This is a genomic window from Paenibacillus lupini (assembly GCF_011761355.1).
Lineage (GTDB): Bacteria > Bacillota > Bacilli > Paenibacillales > Paenibacillaceae > Pristimantibacillus > Pristimantibacillus lupini.
In genome coordinates, this window is record NZ_JAASRW010000001.1 from 662600 (window position 1) to 679078 (window position 16479).

Annotated in this window: 15 protein-coding genes; 14 read left to right on the top strand and 1 reads right to left on the bottom strand. The window is 44.2% G+C overall.

The window, feature by feature from the left end:
* Positions 1-2 precede the first annotated feature (2 nt).
* Entirely contained in the window at positions 3-1094 is a 1092-nt protein-coding gene (locus FHS17_RS03265) for a GerAB/ArcD/ProY family transporter (RefSeq protein ID WP_167274404.1), read from the top strand.
* Positions 1087-2193: a Ger(x)C family spore germination protein gene (locus FHS17_RS03270; RefSeq protein WP_167274408.1), complete on the top strand. Its 1107-nt coding sequence runs from the start codon at positions 1087-1089 to the stop codon at positions 2191-2193. The genes FHS17_RS03265 and FHS17_RS03270 overlap by 8 nt, the downstream gene beginning before the upstream one ends.
* Before the next feature lie 57 nt (positions 2194-2250).
* On the opposite strand, the gene FHS17_RS03275 is transcribed toward FHS17_RS03270, so the two are convergent.
* Positions 2251-2655 carry a hypothetical protein gene (locus tag FHS17_RS03275; RefSeq protein ID WP_167274411.1) on the bottom strand — a complete coding sequence of 135 codons (405 nt, stop codon included), beginning with the start codon at positions 2653-2655 and terminating at the stop codon, positions 2251-2253.
* Positions 2656-2805: 150 nt separating this feature from the next.
* Here FHS17_RS03275 and FHS17_RS03280 point away from each other — a divergent pair, with 150 nt between their 5' ends.
* The 12 genes from FHS17_RS03280 to FHS17_RS03335 all read left to right on the top strand — a co-directional run bounded on the left by FHS17_RS03280 (position 2806) and on the right by FHS17_RS03335 (position 16333).
* On the top strand, positions 2806-4002 hold the full coding sequence (locus FHS17_RS03280; protein ID WP_167274415.1) for an MFS transporter: 1197 nt from the start codon (positions 2806-2808) through the stop codon (positions 4000-4002).
* Between the two features lie 73 nt (positions 4003-4075).
* Positions 4076-4873, top strand: coding sequence for a DUF2935 domain-containing protein (locus FHS17_RS03285; RefSeq protein WP_167274420.1), 798 nt, complete (start codon positions 4076-4078; stop codon positions 4871-4873).
* A 137-nt stretch (positions 4874-5010) separates the two neighbouring features.
* Positions 5011-5730, top strand: coding sequence for an AAA family ATPase (locus FHS17_RS03290; protein WP_167274424.1), 720 nt, complete (start codon positions 5011-5013; stop codon positions 5728-5730).
* 22 nt (positions 5731-5752) lie between these two features.
* The gene (locus FHS17_RS03295; protein WP_167274430.1) at positions 5753-6298 is read left to right on the top strand and encodes a GrpB family protein; all 546 of its coding nucleotides are present in this window, start codon (positions 5753-5755) and stop codon (positions 6296-6298) included.
* A 15-nt stretch (positions 6299-6313) separates the two neighbouring features.
* A complete protein-coding gene (locus FHS17_RS03300; protein WP_167274433.1) occupies positions 6314-7219 on the top strand; it encodes a LysR family transcriptional regulator in 906 nt (301 codons plus the stop codon).
* A 224-nt stretch (positions 7220-7443) separates the two neighbouring features.
* Complete coding sequence (locus tag FHS17_RS03305) at positions 7444-8508, top strand: LacI family DNA-binding transcriptional regulator (protein ID WP_167274438.1); 1065 nt, start codon at positions 7444-7446, stop codon at positions 8506-8508.
* A 29-nt stretch (positions 8509-8537) separates the two neighbouring features.
* Entirely contained in the window at positions 8538-10406 is a 1869-nt protein-coding gene (locus tag FHS17_RS03310) for a sensor histidine kinase (protein ID WP_167274441.1), read from the top strand.
* The gene (locus FHS17_RS03315; protein ID WP_167274445.1) at positions 10403-11914 is read left to right on the top strand and encodes a response regulator transcription factor; all 1512 of its coding nucleotides are present in this window, start codon (positions 10403-10405) and stop codon (positions 11912-11914) included. Before FHS17_RS03310 ends, FHS17_RS03315 begins: the two co-directional genes overlap by 4 nt.
* 142 nt (positions 11915-12056) lie before the next feature.
* The gene (locus tag FHS17_RS03320; protein WP_167274450.1) at positions 12057-12935 is read left to right on the top strand and encodes a carbohydrate ABC transporter permease; all 879 of its coding nucleotides are present in this window, start codon (positions 12057-12059) and stop codon (positions 12933-12935) included.
* Between the two features lie 4 nt (positions 12936-12939).
* A complete protein-coding gene (locus tag FHS17_RS03325; protein WP_167274453.1) occupies positions 12940-13770 on the top strand; it encodes a carbohydrate ABC transporter permease in 831 nt (276 codons plus the stop codon).
* Between the two features lie 108 nt (positions 13771-13878).
* Positions 13879-14799, top strand: coding sequence for a glycoside hydrolase family 113 (locus FHS17_RS03330; RefSeq protein WP_167276337.1), 921 nt, complete (start codon positions 13879-13881; stop codon positions 14797-14799).
* A 184-nt stretch (positions 14800-14983) separates the two neighbouring features.
* Positions 14984-16333 (top strand): ABC transporter substrate-binding protein, encoded by a 1350-nt coding sequence (locus FHS17_RS03335; RefSeq protein WP_167274458.1) that lies wholly within the window; start codon positions 14984-14986, stop codon positions 16331-16333.
* The last annotated feature ends 146 nt before the right edge of the window (positions 16334-16479 follow it).

Consider the following 16479-nt stretch of genomic DNA (forward strand, 5'->3'; position numbering starts at 1 on the left):
ACATGGAGACTTCAGAAAAGCTATCTCCCTTCCATACAACGATCTTTATATATATGATCCAAACCGGTGTTATGGGCCTCATTCTTCCGCAACTGCTTGCTGAGAATTTTGGGACGAATGGCTGGATTACGTTGTTTGGATTTGGCATCTTGGCAACGTTGAATATATTGTTGATTGGTGTGGTATATAAACTGGGGCAGGGAAAATCGATATTTCGAATTTTAGAGCAATCCATTCCGAAATTTATGCTGGTCCCTGTGTATCTCGCATTGGCTTTAGTCTGGGCTTTACTTGGCTGTATGGCAGGGAAAGAATATATATTGATATTTCAGATGTATGCTTTTCCAACAACAAGTCCAATGGAATTTAACTTAATACTTGATATATTGGTGTTCTGGTTATTAACGATGGGTCTATATAATATCGCTAAAGCTTCCACCGTTTTCTTCTGGCTAATTGTTTGGTTCGTCCTGCTTCTGTTTTTCTTTTACGCGGATTTTAGCTGGTCAAGAATGACACCATTCCTGTTTAAGGGTGGAAAATTAAGTTTGCTGGAAAGTCTTGATATTTATTCTTCGTTCGTTGGATACGAGACGATTCTTCTCATGTTCGCTTATACGAATCAGAAGACCAAGCTTATTAAGTCCGCTATGTTAGGTAATTCAATCACGACTCTGACTTACCTCTATCTCGCCTTGATTACATTCGGAGTATATAGTCTGGAACAATTAAAGAGTAAGGCCTTTCCTTTACTGGAGATGCTGGCGTATATCCGGTTTCCTTTCGTTGAGCGGATGGAAAATTTGCTGTTTGGATTTATTTTATTTACCGTCCTGTTCTCTGTGGTGACCTATGAATGGTGTGCACTCGAGATGTTGAAGCAAGTTTTCCCTAGGCTAAAGGTTAATTTTCTAGCTTTTATGCTTATGCTGTCTTGTTTCGTCATTGCTTATATTCCGGATACGTTGAATGAGGTAGGAGATTGGCTAAGTACATTAAGTTTAATCGAATGCGGGATTGCGGTCGGGTTGCCTCTTGTGCTAATTGTTGTTCTCCTATTCCAAAATATCGGAAGCAGGCCTGCTCATGAATAGAATGCTGTTATTCTTACTCACGCTGGTTACGCTGATTGTACTTCCGGGCTGTGATTATCGTATCTTGGAACGAATTGGTTTCACATATGCAGGCAGCTACGATCTCGTAGAGGATAACCAGATAGAAGTTGGAATCAGCATTCCAAGAGCTGACCCAACCATTAAATTAGTGAGAGAGCTACATTCCGCAATTGGGAAGAGTTCCAAGGATGTGAGGCTTAAATTTGCCCAACAAACGGATTTATTACTTGTCAATGGCCAAATTCGCGTGCTGCTCTATTCAGAAGCGCTTGCACGTAAAAGTCTCTCCGATCAAATCAAAGGCATAGTAAGGGATACCTCAATCTCTCCACTGGTTAAAATCGCTATAGTAAATGGTAATGCGAAGGAGTTGCTTTTCAAGAATTATAAGCAGCATTTGTCTACAGATAAGTATATCAATCGGTTATTAGAGAAGGAAAGTACTAATCATCAAATTCCCAGAACAACGTTGTATGAATTCGAACGCGATTATTATGATGATGGTGTGGATCCAGTCGCACCTGTTATTAAAGATGATGGAGAGAATATTACAACGGATGGTATTGCATTATTTCGGGATTATGATTTTGTAGGCAAAATTAACAGCAAAGATGCCTTAGTTTTCTGTATCTTGAGAGGGAATTTCAAGAAAGGATCAATGAGTCTCGACTTGAATAGTAAAAATGACGATAATGCTCAAAACTACATCATGTTCACTTCAATGATCAGTAGTAAAAAGGTATATGTTGAGCATAAAGCAAATGAACCCATTCATGTCGTGATTAAAGCGATGATCAAAGGGTCTATTCATGAATATATCGGAGATTTAAAATTAAGCGATGATGCACAGCGGCACCAGATAGAGAATAAAGTTTCGCAGCTTTTATCTGAACGGGCGAATCGAATAATGAAGCAGTTGCAGGAAAAGAAGGTAGACAGCTTAGGGATCGGCATGCACGTTCGCAACAGCATGTCCTATAAAGACTGGAAAGGTATGAATTGGCGTGAAGTATATCCTGAGGTGAAGGTGGATTGTCAACTGCATTTCAAAGCGAAGGATTATGGAAAGGCCAGATAGCTAAAAAACAAGCCCGAACAGGCATGAAGCATGCTGCGGGCTTGATATGTCTTGATCTTATTGCATGGATCTGTAAGGAGAATTTATGTCTTCGTTATGAGAATTGTAACTATTATACGAGTGCGCAGCATATCCCGGGTTAATGGAAGGAGATTGGTTATACGATTGTGAAATCGGGGAGTTATATTGCGAGTGAATCATATTCTCCACTTGTTTGCAGATCTGGGATACTTGGTGCAGCTGTTGAAGAGCCGTTTGATGACCTTGCAAAGCCGTTTGGATAATTTGAGCAGCCTTCTGCTCACGAGCTGCTAATTCCTCAAGGCGTTGTGCATTTTGCTGCTCTTGCTGTAAGAGCATTTGATAATTATGGCTGGCTTGCTGTGTCTGATTAACAAGCTGTTGGATCATTTGCTCACATTGATGAAGGGACTGACTTGCTTGGTTGTTTGTAAATTGCATATTTGAATTCCTCCTTTGATTTAAAGAACACATAATAGAGTCCCATTATGAACGATTAATATTCCGATCCGAGCTGCTTATAATTTGAGCGTAAGAAGCTCATTCTAATAACCGTTATGTTAATTCCGACTGGTTCACTTGGAGGAAGTCATGGAGAAGAAGAAGCAACGAGATCTAGCTTCAATTGCGACAATACCTTTAACGATGACTTTAGCTAATTCCATCCTTATTCCTGTTCTTCCTTCAATGCAGAAAGCGATGGGAATCAGCGCTGTACAATCAAGCTTATTGATTACGGCATATGCGGTAATTGCCATTCTGTTTATTCCAATCACGGGTTATTTATCAGATCGGGTTGGACGGAAAAAGGTTATATTACCCGGATTGTTACTTGTCGCCGCAGCAGGTGCTTTTTGCGGATGGGCAGCAGTTGCCTTTGATAAACCGTATGCCTTAGTGATGACCGGAAGATTGTTTCAAGGATTAGGCGCAGCAGCTTGCTTTCCTGTAGTATTACCCCTTGTTGGTGATTTGTTCAAGAAAGAAGAGGATGTCAGCAGTGGTCTTGGCCTTGTAGAAACAGCCAACACCTTTGGTAAAGTACTTGCTCCGATTATTGGATCTGCCTTAGCCATGTGGACCTGGTATATGCCATTTTGGTTCATACCGGTGTTTAGTATGATTTCCTTTGTACTTGTTGCCGTTTGGGTCAAAGCCCCTAAAGATAAGAAGCCAGCGGTACCTTTTAAGAAGTTCGTCCATTCGGTTGTTGCTTTATTCCATGAAAAAGGAAGATGGCTGTGGGGTGTGTATATTTCGGGCGGCATCAATATGTTCGCAATATTTGCATCCTTATTTTATCTCTCCGAAACACTGGAGGAACGAGGGAGCCATGGCATTCTGAAGGGCTGTCTTGTTGCGATTCCACTTGCTGCTTTATGCTCCACCTCATGGGCTATTGGCAAATGGATTGGCCAGAACAAGAAGTTAATGAAGTGGATTAGTGTCATTGGCTTTGTTGAAGCTGCGGGCTGCTTGATCTTTTTGGCCTTGGGTCGAACAGATACACTTTGGGTCATCATCTCAATCCTGTTTGCAGCTTCAATAGGACTTGGAGCTGCGCTTCCAAGCCTTGATGCACTTCTGACAGAAGGAATCGAGAAAGAACAGCGGGGAACTGTCACTTCCTTCTACAGCAGCATCCGATTTCTAGGAGTGGCGGCCGGACCACCAGTTGCTGCATTATTAATTGAGAATTCAAAGACATCACTATTCTGGGTGCTGACCGTCTGCTGTACTGTAGCTGCTTTAATTGCTCTATTTACGATAAAGCCAAAGCAAGGTTAATGGTAATTTCGTTATATCTGATCGGATCTTTTCATACCCTCTAAAATAATGGTACCAGAGGAGGGATCCGTGCATGGCACAGTCTGAATGGTATGAGCATCGCTTCTGGCTGCAAATTATGGGTGATCATGCCCGATTTATATTCAATACTTTATCACCAGTTGAGATGAATGATATCAAGCTCGCGAATTATTACATTGCTGCTTATGATCAATTGCTTGATTATGCAAGGCAGTCTTCTTCTGAAGCAGATTGTCACTCGATCAGCAAGCAGGCTTGTGATCTAACAACTGAATTTCGGGCCTTCAAGCTGGATCTGCTCGAGAGAGCGATACTTGGCAAAGTGAAGATTATGCTTACCCCAACCTTTCTAAATCATATGGTGAATGAGCTAGAGGAATATTTGAGAATTCTTCATGAATTAGTCGCAGGCAAACCGGTACCTCAGTTTGATGCCCTGCATCATGATTTCTTATGGCTGCCAGATGCAGCAGGGCACGCAGCGGCGATCGGAAGCGACTTGGATATGGTAGAGAAACCTCTAATCAAGCGAACAGAGCAATTTGAAATACATTTTCAACAGCTGTATTTAAAAAGTGTGGAGCTTGCCGGATACATGAGGACAGAGCTGAAAGACTTCCCAGCATTCCGCAGGCTTCATAAGGAAATCGACATGGAGATGAAGCTGTTTGTTGGTTTTCTGAAGGAGCTGGAGGAGCTTGAATTATCGGATGAAGTGTTGGATCGAATTAGTCCGTTGATGCCGGATCATATGATGAGGGAAGAATGTTACTACCTGACCAAGCTTGCGCAGCTGGGGCTGGTTCCAAATCCGAATTGCCAGGCGGATAAACCACGTATTCAATCTTAATCGTAGATGAAATTTAATGTAAGGCAGCAGAACTGTCCTATACGGGATAGTTCTTTTTGTGTTCAGCTTGCAGATAGGTATCAGGATAGCGATAATGAAGTTATCATTGTCGAAGGACTAATAGGAGTTGACCGGTTATGTTTCTACGAAGCGTGGAAATCAGGCGGGATGAAGATTTGGATGAGAGGGCGTATCCATTCTCAATTCCAGCGATTAAGACGATGGACAAGCTGCATTTTCATACAAACGTGACGTTTCTGGTTGGGGAAAATGGGTCAGGGAAGTCAACGCTGCTTGAAGCTATCGCGTATCAATGCGGGTTTCATACAGCGGGTGGAAGCAGGAATAACGAATATGAGGTTGATTCTTCAGCTGCGATATTAGGAAATGCCATTCGGCTTTCCTGGATGCCTAAGGTAACGAACGGATTCTTTCTGCGTGCGGAAACTTTTTATCACTTTGCCTCTTATATCGATACGCTGGGTGCAGATACTCTACGAAATTATGGAGGGCGCTCCTTACATCAGCAATCACACGGGGAAGCATTCCTGTCTTTGTTTAAGCATCGTTTTGGGAAAAAAGCGATCTACCTGCTTGATGAGCCAGAGGCTGCATTGTCACCTGCTCGTCAACTAGCCTTAATGCGTGTGATTAAGGATTTATCAGATGAGGCTCAGTTTATTATCGCCACTCATTCTCCCATTCTGCTGGGGTATCCGGATGCTCGAATCTTGAATTTTGATGACCAGCCGGTGGAGGAGATCCGTTATGAAGATACCCTTCATTATATAGTGACAAGAAGATTTCTGGAAAACCGGAAGACGGTGTTAGCTGAGTTGTTTGAGGATGAGGATTAAGGAGTACAAAGGGGATGCAGCGATGGAAGATCAGTGGAGGATCGCGGAGCATGATCCGCAGTGGCGAATGGTATTTCTAGAGATCGGCTCTAACTTAAGAGCAGCTCTAGGGGAATTAGCGATTCGAATTGATCATATAGGGTCAACCTCCGTTGAGGGGCTAGATGCCAAGCCGATTATTGATATTCAAGTTTCGGTGATGGATATTGAGGATTTAACCAGCTATAGGCCTGAGATAGAACAAATAGGCTTTGTGTTCAGAGGTGAGAATGAGGATAAATCGAAACGATATTTCCGTGAAGCGCCAGGTGCGCGAAGAACTCATCTCCATGTGAGACAAGCCGGCAGCTTTGCTGAACAGCTTAATCTGCTGTTTCGTGATTATTTGCGCGAACATCAGGAGGACTGCCACCGATATGGGGAGGAAAAGCATCGGTTATTTGAACTTTACAAGCATGATCGGATCAAATATGTGGAAGGCAAAGGGCCGATTGTCTGGGATATTGTACATAAGGCTCATCTCTGGTCACAGGAAACAGGCTGGCGGCCTGGTGATTCGGATGCTTAGAGGGGGAGAAATGTTTTGACGCTGCAACAACTAAAGTACATCATTGAAGTCGCGAACCGGGGCTCTATTAATGAAGCCGCCAAGCGGCTGTTTATTTCGCAGCCAACGCTGTCTAATGCCATCAAAGACTTGGAAGAAGAGCTGCAGCTGGCAATATTCGAGCGTTCTAACAAAGGTATTTCCCTCTCAAAGGAGGGTGTCGAATTTCTAAGCTACGCCCGTCAAGTCGTGGAGCAGGCGGAGCTGCTGGAGAGCAGGTATCTGAACGCGAAGCCGTCACCGCAGCATTTTTCCGTGTCGACTCAGCATTATGCCTTTGCCGTGAATGCATTTGTTAGCCTGGTGCAGGAATATGGGCAGGAGGAATATGAGCTATCATTACGTGAGACGAAGACTTACGAGATCATTGAAGATGTGAAGAGCTTGCGCAGCGAGATTGGTATCCTATATCTGAACGAATTCAACGGGAAAGTGATCAACAAGCTGTTGAAGGATTCGAACCTGCAGTTTACCAGTCTATTCACCGCGAAGCCTCATATTTTTATCAGCATCAAAAATCCGCTGGCCAAGCAAAAGAAGGTTACCATTGACCAGCTCGATGAGTACCCGTATCTATCCTTTGATCAGGGGGAATATAACTCCTTCCATTTTGCCGAGGAAATTCTAAGTACGTTATCCCATAAGAAAAGCATCCGTGTAAACGACCGCGCGACATTATTTAATCTGTTGATTGGCTTAAATGGTTATACGATTTCAACCGGTGTACTAAGTGCGGATCTGAATGGGAATGAGATTATTCCGATTCCACTTGATACCGAAGAAACGATTAATGTGGGATGGATAGCCCATCGGAGTACAGCGCTATCCAAGCTGGGATCAACCTACATTGATGCGCTGCATCAAGCAATCGCACCTTCCTAGACGAATCAGGGAATGGAAGCGGGACCACGATGCTTATTTCAAGGCCTCTTAGCTGTTGATCAGCTGAGGGGCTTTTTATTGTCCAGTAACTTGATACCTTCGTTGGAGTAGTCCGTTAGCACGGAAAAGCATATTGTTAGCTAAAACAAAACTATTTTTACCTAACAAAAGTTATGTTATGATATCGCTTATAAAGCTAAATTAGCAAAGGATGTGCCTAATCTATGGTCAATAAAGTTACGATGCAGCAAATCGCTGATCATCTTGGGGTTTCAAAATTCGCAGTATCTAAAGCGCTTTCGGGGAAGCCGGGTGGTGTCAGTGCAGAAACAAGAGACAAAATTGTAAGCGTTGCCACTCAACTTGGCTATTTTGTCAATAAACAAACGAAGACTACCTCGAAACGAAATAAACCTGTATCGGTTAATACCAATACACGAGATACCGTTATTTTGCTTGTACCGAAAGTGAGGTATCAAACGCGGGATTCCTATTTCTGGGGACGTATTATTGACGGTATTACGGAGGAGCTCGCCGACCGCGACATCAGCGCTCTAGTTGTAACCGAATATTTCAAGGACAACTTCTCGAATCTCATTAATCCAAGTGGCGTGTTAGGCATTATTGGCGTCGGTTTTATTGCTTCCAAGATGCTGCTCGAAATTCGGAATCTCGGCATTCCATTTGTTCTCGTTGATCATGAGGACCCCCTTATTCCTTCGGATGTTCTATTCATGAATAATGTGGAATGTACAAGACGTGTCACCAACTATTTGATCGGCTGCGGCCATAGCAAGCTGCAATTCGTCGGCAATACCCGCTATGCGCGAAGCTTCATTGACCGATATAACGGTTACCGCACAATGATGGAGGAGCATGGGCTGGCGCTGAATCAGGAAGAAGGACTAATTTCATTTGAAGGCGAGAATCGGAGTGAAATGACCGAGGCGCTGGAAGCCATTGTGAAAGAACTTATTAATGAACAGCGGCTTCCGACGGCCTTTGTCTGCGCGAACGATTCAATAGCCATCTGTATGATGACCGTACTGGGCAAGCTGTCAGTGCAGGTTCCGGAGCAATGCTCCGTTACAGGCTTTGATAACATCCAGGATGCGGAATGGGCTAAACCGGCGCTGAGTACTGTTAATGTTCAGAAGGAAGCACTCGGCCGTCGGGCTGTGGAGATGCTTCTCAGAAGATTAGACCATCCTGACAATCTGCAGGAAAAAGTATTGCTTGCAGGAGAATTCATCATACGCGAATCAACAGCGCTTAAGAAAGGCGGCTAACCGGACATTCGGTTAAAGGAGATGACAACATGAGTAAATGGGGTTCCCGCTTGCGAATATGGACGGAATGGCCGTCTACACGGATGGAAGCGAAGCTGTTAATCGTTTTTGTTCTGCTTATTCTGCTTCCCATTGCTTTACTTACTTTATTATCTGCGCAGCGATACACGCAAACGATCGAGTCGAACACGGTATCTTATGCTTCGGAACTTACAGATAAGATGATAAGCAAGCTTGACGACTACACGGTGGACATGAAAAAAATCTCGATTATCCCGTCTTATTTGGATGAAATTCAAGCAGGGTTGAAGCTATCCAACGACTACTATGAGAAGGAGCATGAAGTTAAGGGGACATTATCCAACACTTCGGCTGCGGATGACACGGTCAAGCTTAAAATCCAACGTAAAATCGAGAGCAGTATTTATTTTATGAACAATATAAAAGAGGGTACGAGCAATATCTATCTATTTGATCGTTACGGAAATCCCTATTATGTGATAAAGAGTGGAGGCGTACGGTCGAATCTGAGCGACTATTACGGGAATTGGCAGCAAATTGCTCATGAAGCGCATGGCAAACCTGTCCTTGTCAGCACACAGGAAGTGACCACGGTTAACCGCAAACAGTATGTGTTTACAGTGGTTCGGGAAATTATTGATAAATCATATAACCCTATTGGGCTCATCGCCGTTGATGCTAACATTTCGGTTATTACTAATATTGTTCAGGATTTGGATGCGACGACGCATGGTACAACGCTTATCTTGGATGAGCAGAATAGCGTCATCTATGACAGTGAGCAAAAATACTTATTGCAAAATTTATCGGATAATGAGCTGTTGAAGCAGGTAACCGGCAAAGAAGGCAGCTTCCATATCGGTAAAAAGGATCAATCGCAGCTGGTTATATACCGCAAATCAGAGGAATCTGGTTGGCTGATGCTAATCTCTATACCTGAGAAGCAACTCATGTATGAAGCGATGAGAACACGCAATTATACGACGGCAGCGGCCATTTTCACGATGTGTCTGGCGTTCGTCATCTCGTTAATCACCATTTTTGCATTAACCAAACCGCTGCGCTCGCTTGTTAAGCTGATGAAGCAGGTTCAGTCCGGCAAGCTGGATGTGATGTTCCCCATCAGGCGGCGTGATGAGGTAGGCATGGTTGGTAATGCTTTTAACCGGATGATGGGGCGCATCGTATCTTTGATTGAGGATATTTACCGGATCGAGCAGCGCAAAAATCAGATTGAACTGGAAAGCTTGCAACGCCAAATCAATCCTCATTTTATCTACAACACACTCGAGTCCATTCGGATGACTGCCGTCATCAATGATGATCCGGAAGTTGGTCAGATGGTGCAGCTGCTTGGGCAGCAACTTCGTTATAGCATTCATGCGGGAAGCGAGACGGTACAAGCCGAGCAGGAATGGGAGCACTTAAGAATGTATATGCAGCTTCTAAGCTATCGTTATGGAACTCGCTATTCCTTAAAGCTGCCTGAGGATTCTGCGGTAGGGAAAATTGAAGTCATGAAGCTGCTTTTCCAGCCAATCGTTGAAAATGCGATTAATCATGCCTACGACGAGCAGACGGGGGATTTGGTTATTTCAATTGGTTATATGCAAGCTGGCGGAGATCAATATTTTGTCGTCAAAGACGAGGGCAGCGGCATGGACGAAACAGCGCTGCTGCGGCTGAGAAGTATGCTTGATGCAGAGCAAATGCCGGAATGGGAAGGCCGGGGTATTGGTCTAAGGAATGTAAACGAGCGGCTCAAATTACGCTATGGCCCAGCTTATGGGATTACAGTCGACAGCGCGATAGATGAAGGAACGACGGTGTCCATTAAACTTCCGATCACTCCAAAACAAGGAGGAATAACCTTATGAACATTATTGTAGTCGATGATGAGGAACGGATTAGACTCGGATTGTGCAAGCTGATCGAACAGGCAGGGGATAACTATGTCATTATCGGCTCCTATGGCAGCGGCCAGGAACTACTAAATGAACTTGAACACCTGGAGCCGGATTTAATTATTACAGATATTAAAATGCCGCAAATGACCGGACTTCAGCTCATTGAAAAAATAGTCCGTACGCGGAAAAAGGTGAAATTCGCCGTCTTAAGCGGCTTCAATGATTTCGAATTTGCGAGAGAGGCGATGCGCTATGAGGTTAAGGAGTATCTGCTTAAACCTGTTAATTTAGAAGAACTGAATCGTATGCTTGCGAAGATAGAAGCGAGTGTGCAGCAGGAGAATAGCCGCAGACGCCTTGAATCGGAGGATTTGCTCAGTTTGCTGCTGTTTGCTGACGATAGGCAAATGCCAGCAACACTCAAGGATGAGGTGAGCAGCGAGCTTGATCGCAGCCGTTTGTTTGCTGAGCATTATGCTGTGTTGTTAATAGGTGCTGAGCCGACGATCACGGATGAGCAGCTTGAGAAATTCACAGCAGATTGGCAGCGTGAATGCATAATTGTAAGAAACGATAGTCAGCGAAAAGCAATGGTGATGGCAGTTGGTGAGAATGACCATGCGAATACAGTACGAGAACTCGCTGTGACACTGCTGCAGCGAATGCCCAGCTTTACGAAAGCGAAAATCGGAATTAGTGGTGTTTTTTGCGGCAGTATCTGGCTTCAACATGCCTTTCGCGAAGCCTCGACAGCTTTTCAACATGCTTGGTATAATACCGAGCTGCGCTGGTGTTCGGGAATGAGTAACCAAACAGCGCATAAGGAAGAGCGTTATCGTTTGCTTCGTATTATCGATAAGGAGGTTTTGCCAGCCCTTCAGGTATGCGACTTTGCATTGGCGAAACGTGCTTTCGAAAGCTGGCTGATGGAATGTGCCAAGTACCGTTTGAATTGGGAAGAGCTGAGTGAAGTATGCTCAGATCTGGATGTGCTTATAAGTGAGGAAATTAAGCAATGGCTTGGTCAGCAGCAGTCGATTAGTGAGACGATTAAGATGATTGCTCCTGAGAGCTTCGAGGACTGGCGTTCATTTGCCGATCAGCTGCGCGAGGATATGAACAATCGGTTTTTCACGCTTGAGCAGGGACGTTCTGAGAATAAAGCGGTTGAAACCATTAAAGCGTATCTTCAGAAGCATTATACGGAAGAAATCGAACTGCAGCGTCTGGCTGATCTCGTCTATTTGACGCCAAGCTATCTGAGCAAGCTGTTTAAAATCGAAACAGGCGAAACGATAACCGACTATTTGACCACGGAGAGAATTGAACAGGCAAAACGGCTGCTTCGCGATGAGCAGGGCTTGAAAACGTATATGGTCGGCGAGAGAGTAGGCTATGCGGATCCGGCTTATTTTACTAAAGTGTTCAAAAAAATGACCGGTAAAACGCCAAAAGAATACCGTGATATTGTTAGGTGATTCTTGTTAGGTAAAAGTTATGTTAATTAAAGACAATAAAGAATAACAAAGACCATTAAAATAATAGAGCCAATCGCCTATAATTCGGTGTAAGCGTTAACAAACCGGCGTGTAGTCATCCAACAGAAAGCGAGGGAGCCTATTGTTTAATTTTAGTTTCAAAACACAGCGTTATCTAATTTTATTCGGATTTTTAACGATTCCCGTCCTGCTATCGCTGACATTCTCGTATTATCCAGCGATCTCCTTACTCTATTACAGCTTAACCGATTGGACTGGACTAGGCTGGGAAATGAATTTCATTGGCCTCGACAATTACAAGGAAATATTCACGAAACCTGAAGTATTCGGCGCACTGAAGAACAATCTCTATTATTTTATCGGTGGACTTGTCCAGGTTGCGTTATCGCTGTACTTCGCGGTTATTCTGACCGGCAAGCTGCGCGGTCGCAACGGATTCCGGGCGATGCTGTTCATCCCTTACGTGCTGCATAGTGTTGCAACTGTAATCATGTTTAAAAACCTGTATCACATGGAATACGGTTCACTTAATGTGCTGCTAGGCTCGATTGGATTGGAATCATGGCAGCAGAGCTGGCTTGGCAACAAGCATCTCGTGAACTTCTCACTTGCTTTTATCTCGATGTGGAAGTACATGGGCCTCAACATGGTTATATTTATCGGAGCGCTGCAATCCATTCCGAGTGACTTGTATGAAGCAGCTTCGATCGACGGGGCAAACAGCAGACAGAAATTCAGGTTCATTACCTTGCCGAGCATTCGAAAAGTCATGGAGCTGATGCTCATTCTCACCTTGACTGGAGCACTCGAAGCATTCGATATTCCATATGTCATGCTGCTTGGTGCGAATGATACATCGACCTTTGTCATTAAGACGGTTGATACGGCGTTCAAATATCAGAACTTCGGTCTCGCATCCGCAATGGCAGTGGTGCTGCTCATCATGGTATTAATCTTCATCGTTATTCAACGCAAGCTGCTGTTCAGAGAGGAGAGATAAAGAGATGAGACGAGAAGAATCATTCTCCTTTACGATTTTCAAATATGTGACGCTGGCCATGGCTTTATTCGTCGTATTTTTCCCCTTGTATTCCGTATTTGTTGGTGCATTCAAGACGCAGATCGAGTATTACCAATCCGGGCTTCGACTGCCTGCTAATCTATTTAACTTTGATAACTTTAGCAAGGTCATTGACATCGGCAAGCTTGGGCTCGGCTTTAAAAATATTTTCATCATTCTCGTCATTGCGGTTGCCGGCAATATCATGTTCGGAACGATGGTCGCTTATGCAATCGGAAGATTTGATTTCAAGCTGAAAAAACCAATTATGGGGATGTATCTGATTGCCCAGGTTATTCCGATGGTAACAACCCAAGTTGCTACGTTTAGTGTGATTAAATCACTGCATCTGTACAATACGATGGGTGGTCCTATCATTTTATATTTGGGAGCAGATGTCCTTCAAATTGTTATTTACTTGCAGTTTGTGAATAGCATTCCGAAGGATTTGGACGAAAGCGCAATGATCGAGGGGGCTTCCTTGTTCCGAATCTACCGCTCTATTATTTTCCCGCTGCTAGGACCTGCTACAGCAACCCTTGTCATCTTGAAGACGATTGCCATTTATAACGATTTCTATACTCCGTACTTATACATGCCGAGCCAAAAACTAAAGGTCGTGTCGACAGCTATCTACTCGTTTGTTGGACCTAATGCTGCTCAATTAAATGTGATATCGGCAGGTATTCTTATTATTTTCATTCCTACACTACTGCTGTTCCTGTTCCTCCAGCGTTATATTTTCGCGGGAGTAACGAATGGCGCGGTGAAATAGTTGAATGGACTAAATAGTTGAATGGACTAAATTGCAGATCGGACCAAACAGAAGTCATTTAGAAGGAGTGCATCAACGTTGAAACAATGGAATGAATATGTGAATGGAATGACATGGGGCTGGACAGGGGTTCGCGGCACTTGGGCGAGTCCGGAAGCGGAACACTCCATGTCAGAGATGACAAAGCTGAATGTAAATTGGGTGGCGATAGCTCTTGCTGCCGACCAGGAAACACCGCAGTCCACGATCATTCCTTATTGGAACGAACCAACCGTAACGGATGGTGAAGTGTTGTGGGCCATCCGAGAGGCGAAGCGTCATGGGTTGAAAGTATGCTTGAAGCCGGTCGTCAACTGTGCGAACGGGACTTGGCGGGCTCACATTAATTTCTTTGATGATGAGGTACCTGGTGAACCAAGCTGGGCGGAGTGGTTCAAGTCTTACACTTCATTTATCACGCATTATGCTGCAATTGCAGAAGCGGAAGGCTGTGAGATGCTGTGCATCGGCTGCGAAATGGTGCAGACCGACAAACGTGATAAGGAATGGCGCGCTTTAATTGCTGAGGTTCGCAAAATCTACAGTGGTCTTATTACCTATAATTGCGACAAATATCAGGAGGAACGTGTTACCTGGTGGGATGCGGTCGATATTATTTCCTCCAGCGGCTATTATCCTATTGATCAATGGGAAACCCAGCTGGACCGTATCGAAGCTGCCGTGAAGCCCTTGAACAAACCGTTCTTCTTCATGGAGGCTGGTTGTCCTAGCCGTGAGGGCTCAGCTGTTAGGCCTAATGATTGGTCACTTCCTGGCAGCCCGTCCGAGCTTGAACAAAAGCGTTATTATGAAGCCATGTTCGCTGCTTGCTCGAAGCGTGAATGGATGCAGGGATATATGCTGTGGGATTGGCCGGCACGATTGTATAAGGCTGAGGAAGCGGCAAGCAACGATGATTACTGCATGTATGGCAAGATCGCGGCTGCAGTCATAAGCGAGCATTATCATTTCTTGGCATCCAAGAAATAGTAGTCTTTTACTGTTTATCAACCTAACAAAACAAAAATTGTTAGCATAATTCATGACAAGAAAAACAAAAAAACTTCATGTGAATTTGTTTTTAGAGCGGATATGATGGATATGTAAGCGATACCAAAACGAGTGGTAAACGAAATGGAAGCTATGTAAAACTAAATTACAGGGGGTAACAACGATGGAAAAAAGATTTGCAGTCACATTGGTTCTTGCTTTAACCGTAGTCCTCACTGCAGCTTGTGGAGGCAACAATGAAGGTAATAACAATGCAGGAACGGCTACGAATTCTACCGGTAACAATGCTACAGCTTCAAACGACGCTGGTGCGACAAATGCTGGTGCAACAGATTCAGACGCTCCAAGCGATCTGAGCGGAACAATTAAAGTACTTACGCAAAGAACGGACTATGTCAATGATGGAACCTTCGACAAGTATGCAGCTGCGTTCAAGGAAAAGTATCCAAACGCGAAAGTAGAATTTGAAGGTCTTACTAACTACGCAACGGACATTCAAGTCCGCTTGACGACTGGCGAAGCCGGCGACGTTCTGATGATCCCTGCAGGTCTTGCTACTTCCGAATACAGCAAATATTTCGAACCACTTCCGGATGAATGGTTCGATAACGTATACTTCGCGGACAACACTTTGTCTGACGGCAAACGTTACGGTCTGTCGACAGGTGTTAACACGCAAGGTATCGTATATAACAAAAAAGCATTTGCAGCAGCAGGTATTGATAAAGTGCCTACAACGCTCGATGAGCTTTATGCAGATGCTGCTAAGCTGAAAGCAGCGAACATCACCCCGCTGTATATGAACTATGGCGCGCAATGGCCGATGGGCAACTGGGGTGATGGTTCCGCTTGGTACCTAACCGGCGATCCGCAATTTGCAACGAAACAAGTATCCGAGGAGGCACCGTTCCAAGTAGATAACGCTTGGGGCACACTAGCAACCATAGGCCGCACTTTTGTTGAAAAGGGTTATGTTGAGAAGGACTTGTACACGAACAATTGGGAAATGTCCAAAGGCGAAGTAGCAAGCGGCAAAGCAGCCATGTATTTCCTTGGTAACTGGGTAATCCCACAAATTATTGGTGCTGGTGCAGCATCAGAAGATATCGGCTTCTTCCCACTTCCTTATGATAACAGTGGTAAGTACAACGCACCGCTTGGTTCTGACTATTTCGTAGCTGTAAGCAAAGACAGCAAAAACAAGGAGCTCGCTAAGGCTTGGGTTGAGTTCTATGTAAAAGAATCCGGTTACGTTGAAGATTCCGGCTTTATGCCAATCGACAAATCGGCGAAATCATCTATTCCGCAATTGGCTGAGTTCCAAGCTCTGAACCCGACGCTGATCGAAAGTGAAGCAACAGATCCTAAATACAATGAAATTGCGAACAAAGCGCAAATCGGCATCGGTACTGGCGACTACGTTCAAGAATACATTTTAGCTGATGATCTCAAAGCGGCATTTGATAAATTAAATAAAAAATGGAAAGATGCAAAAACAGCTTTGGGCTACTAAACCCAAAACTAACTCCTCGCTTCGGGATTATACCGGGGCGAGGTTTTTTATTATTAATATGTCGAAAGGAGAAGCGTTATAGCCAATAGCTATAACCAGATATAGTATTTTACAGTTACGCTATAGCTCCTAAACCATGATATCTT

Coding starts and splice junctions, on each gene's coding strand:
- FHS17_RS03265 (WP_167274404.1), top strand. CDS start 3: ATGGAGACTTCAGAAAAGCTATCTCCCTTCCATACAACGATCTTTATA.
- FHS17_RS03270 (WP_167274408.1), top strand. CDS start 1,087: ATGAATAGAATGCTGTTATTCTTACTCACGCTGGTTACGCTGATTGTA.
- FHS17_RS03275 (WP_167274411.1), bottom strand. CDS start 2,655: ATGCAATTTACAAACAACCAAGCAAGTCAGTCCCTTCATCAATGTGAG.
- FHS17_RS03280 (WP_167274415.1), top strand. CDS start 2,806: ATGGAGAAGAAGAAGCAACGAGATCTAGCTTCAATTGCGACAATACCT.
- FHS17_RS03285 (WP_167274420.1), top strand. CDS start 4,076: ATGGCACAGTCTGAATGGTATGAGCATCGCTTCTGGCTGCAAATTATG.
- FHS17_RS03290 (WP_167274424.1), top strand. CDS start 5,011: ATGTTTCTACGAAGCGTGGAAATCAGGCGGGATGAAGATTTGGATGAG.
- FHS17_RS03295 (WP_167274430.1), top strand. CDS start 5,753: ATGGAAGATCAGTGGAGGATCGCGGAGCATGATCCGCAGTGGCGAATG.
- FHS17_RS03305 (WP_167274438.1), top strand. CDS start 7,444: ATGGTCAATAAAGTTACGATGCAGCAAATCGCTGATCATCTTGGGGTT.
- FHS17_RS03310 (WP_167274441.1), top strand. CDS start 8,538: ATGAGTAAATGGGGTTCCCGCTTGCGAATATGGACGGAATGGCCGTCT.
- FHS17_RS03315 (WP_167274445.1), top strand. CDS start 10,403: ATGAACATTATTGTAGTCGATGATGAGGAACGGATTAGACTCGGATTG.
- FHS17_RS03325 (WP_167274453.1), top strand. CDS start 12,940: ATGAGACGAGAAGAATCATTCTCCTTTACGATTTTCAAATATGTGACG.
- FHS17_RS03330 (WP_167276337.1), top strand. CDS start 13,879: ATGACATGGGGCTGGACAGGGGTTCGCGGCACTTGGGCGAGTCCGGAA.
- FHS17_RS03335 (WP_167274458.1), top strand. CDS start 14,984: ATGGAAAAAAGATTTGCAGTCACATTGGTTCTTGCTTTAACCGTAGTC.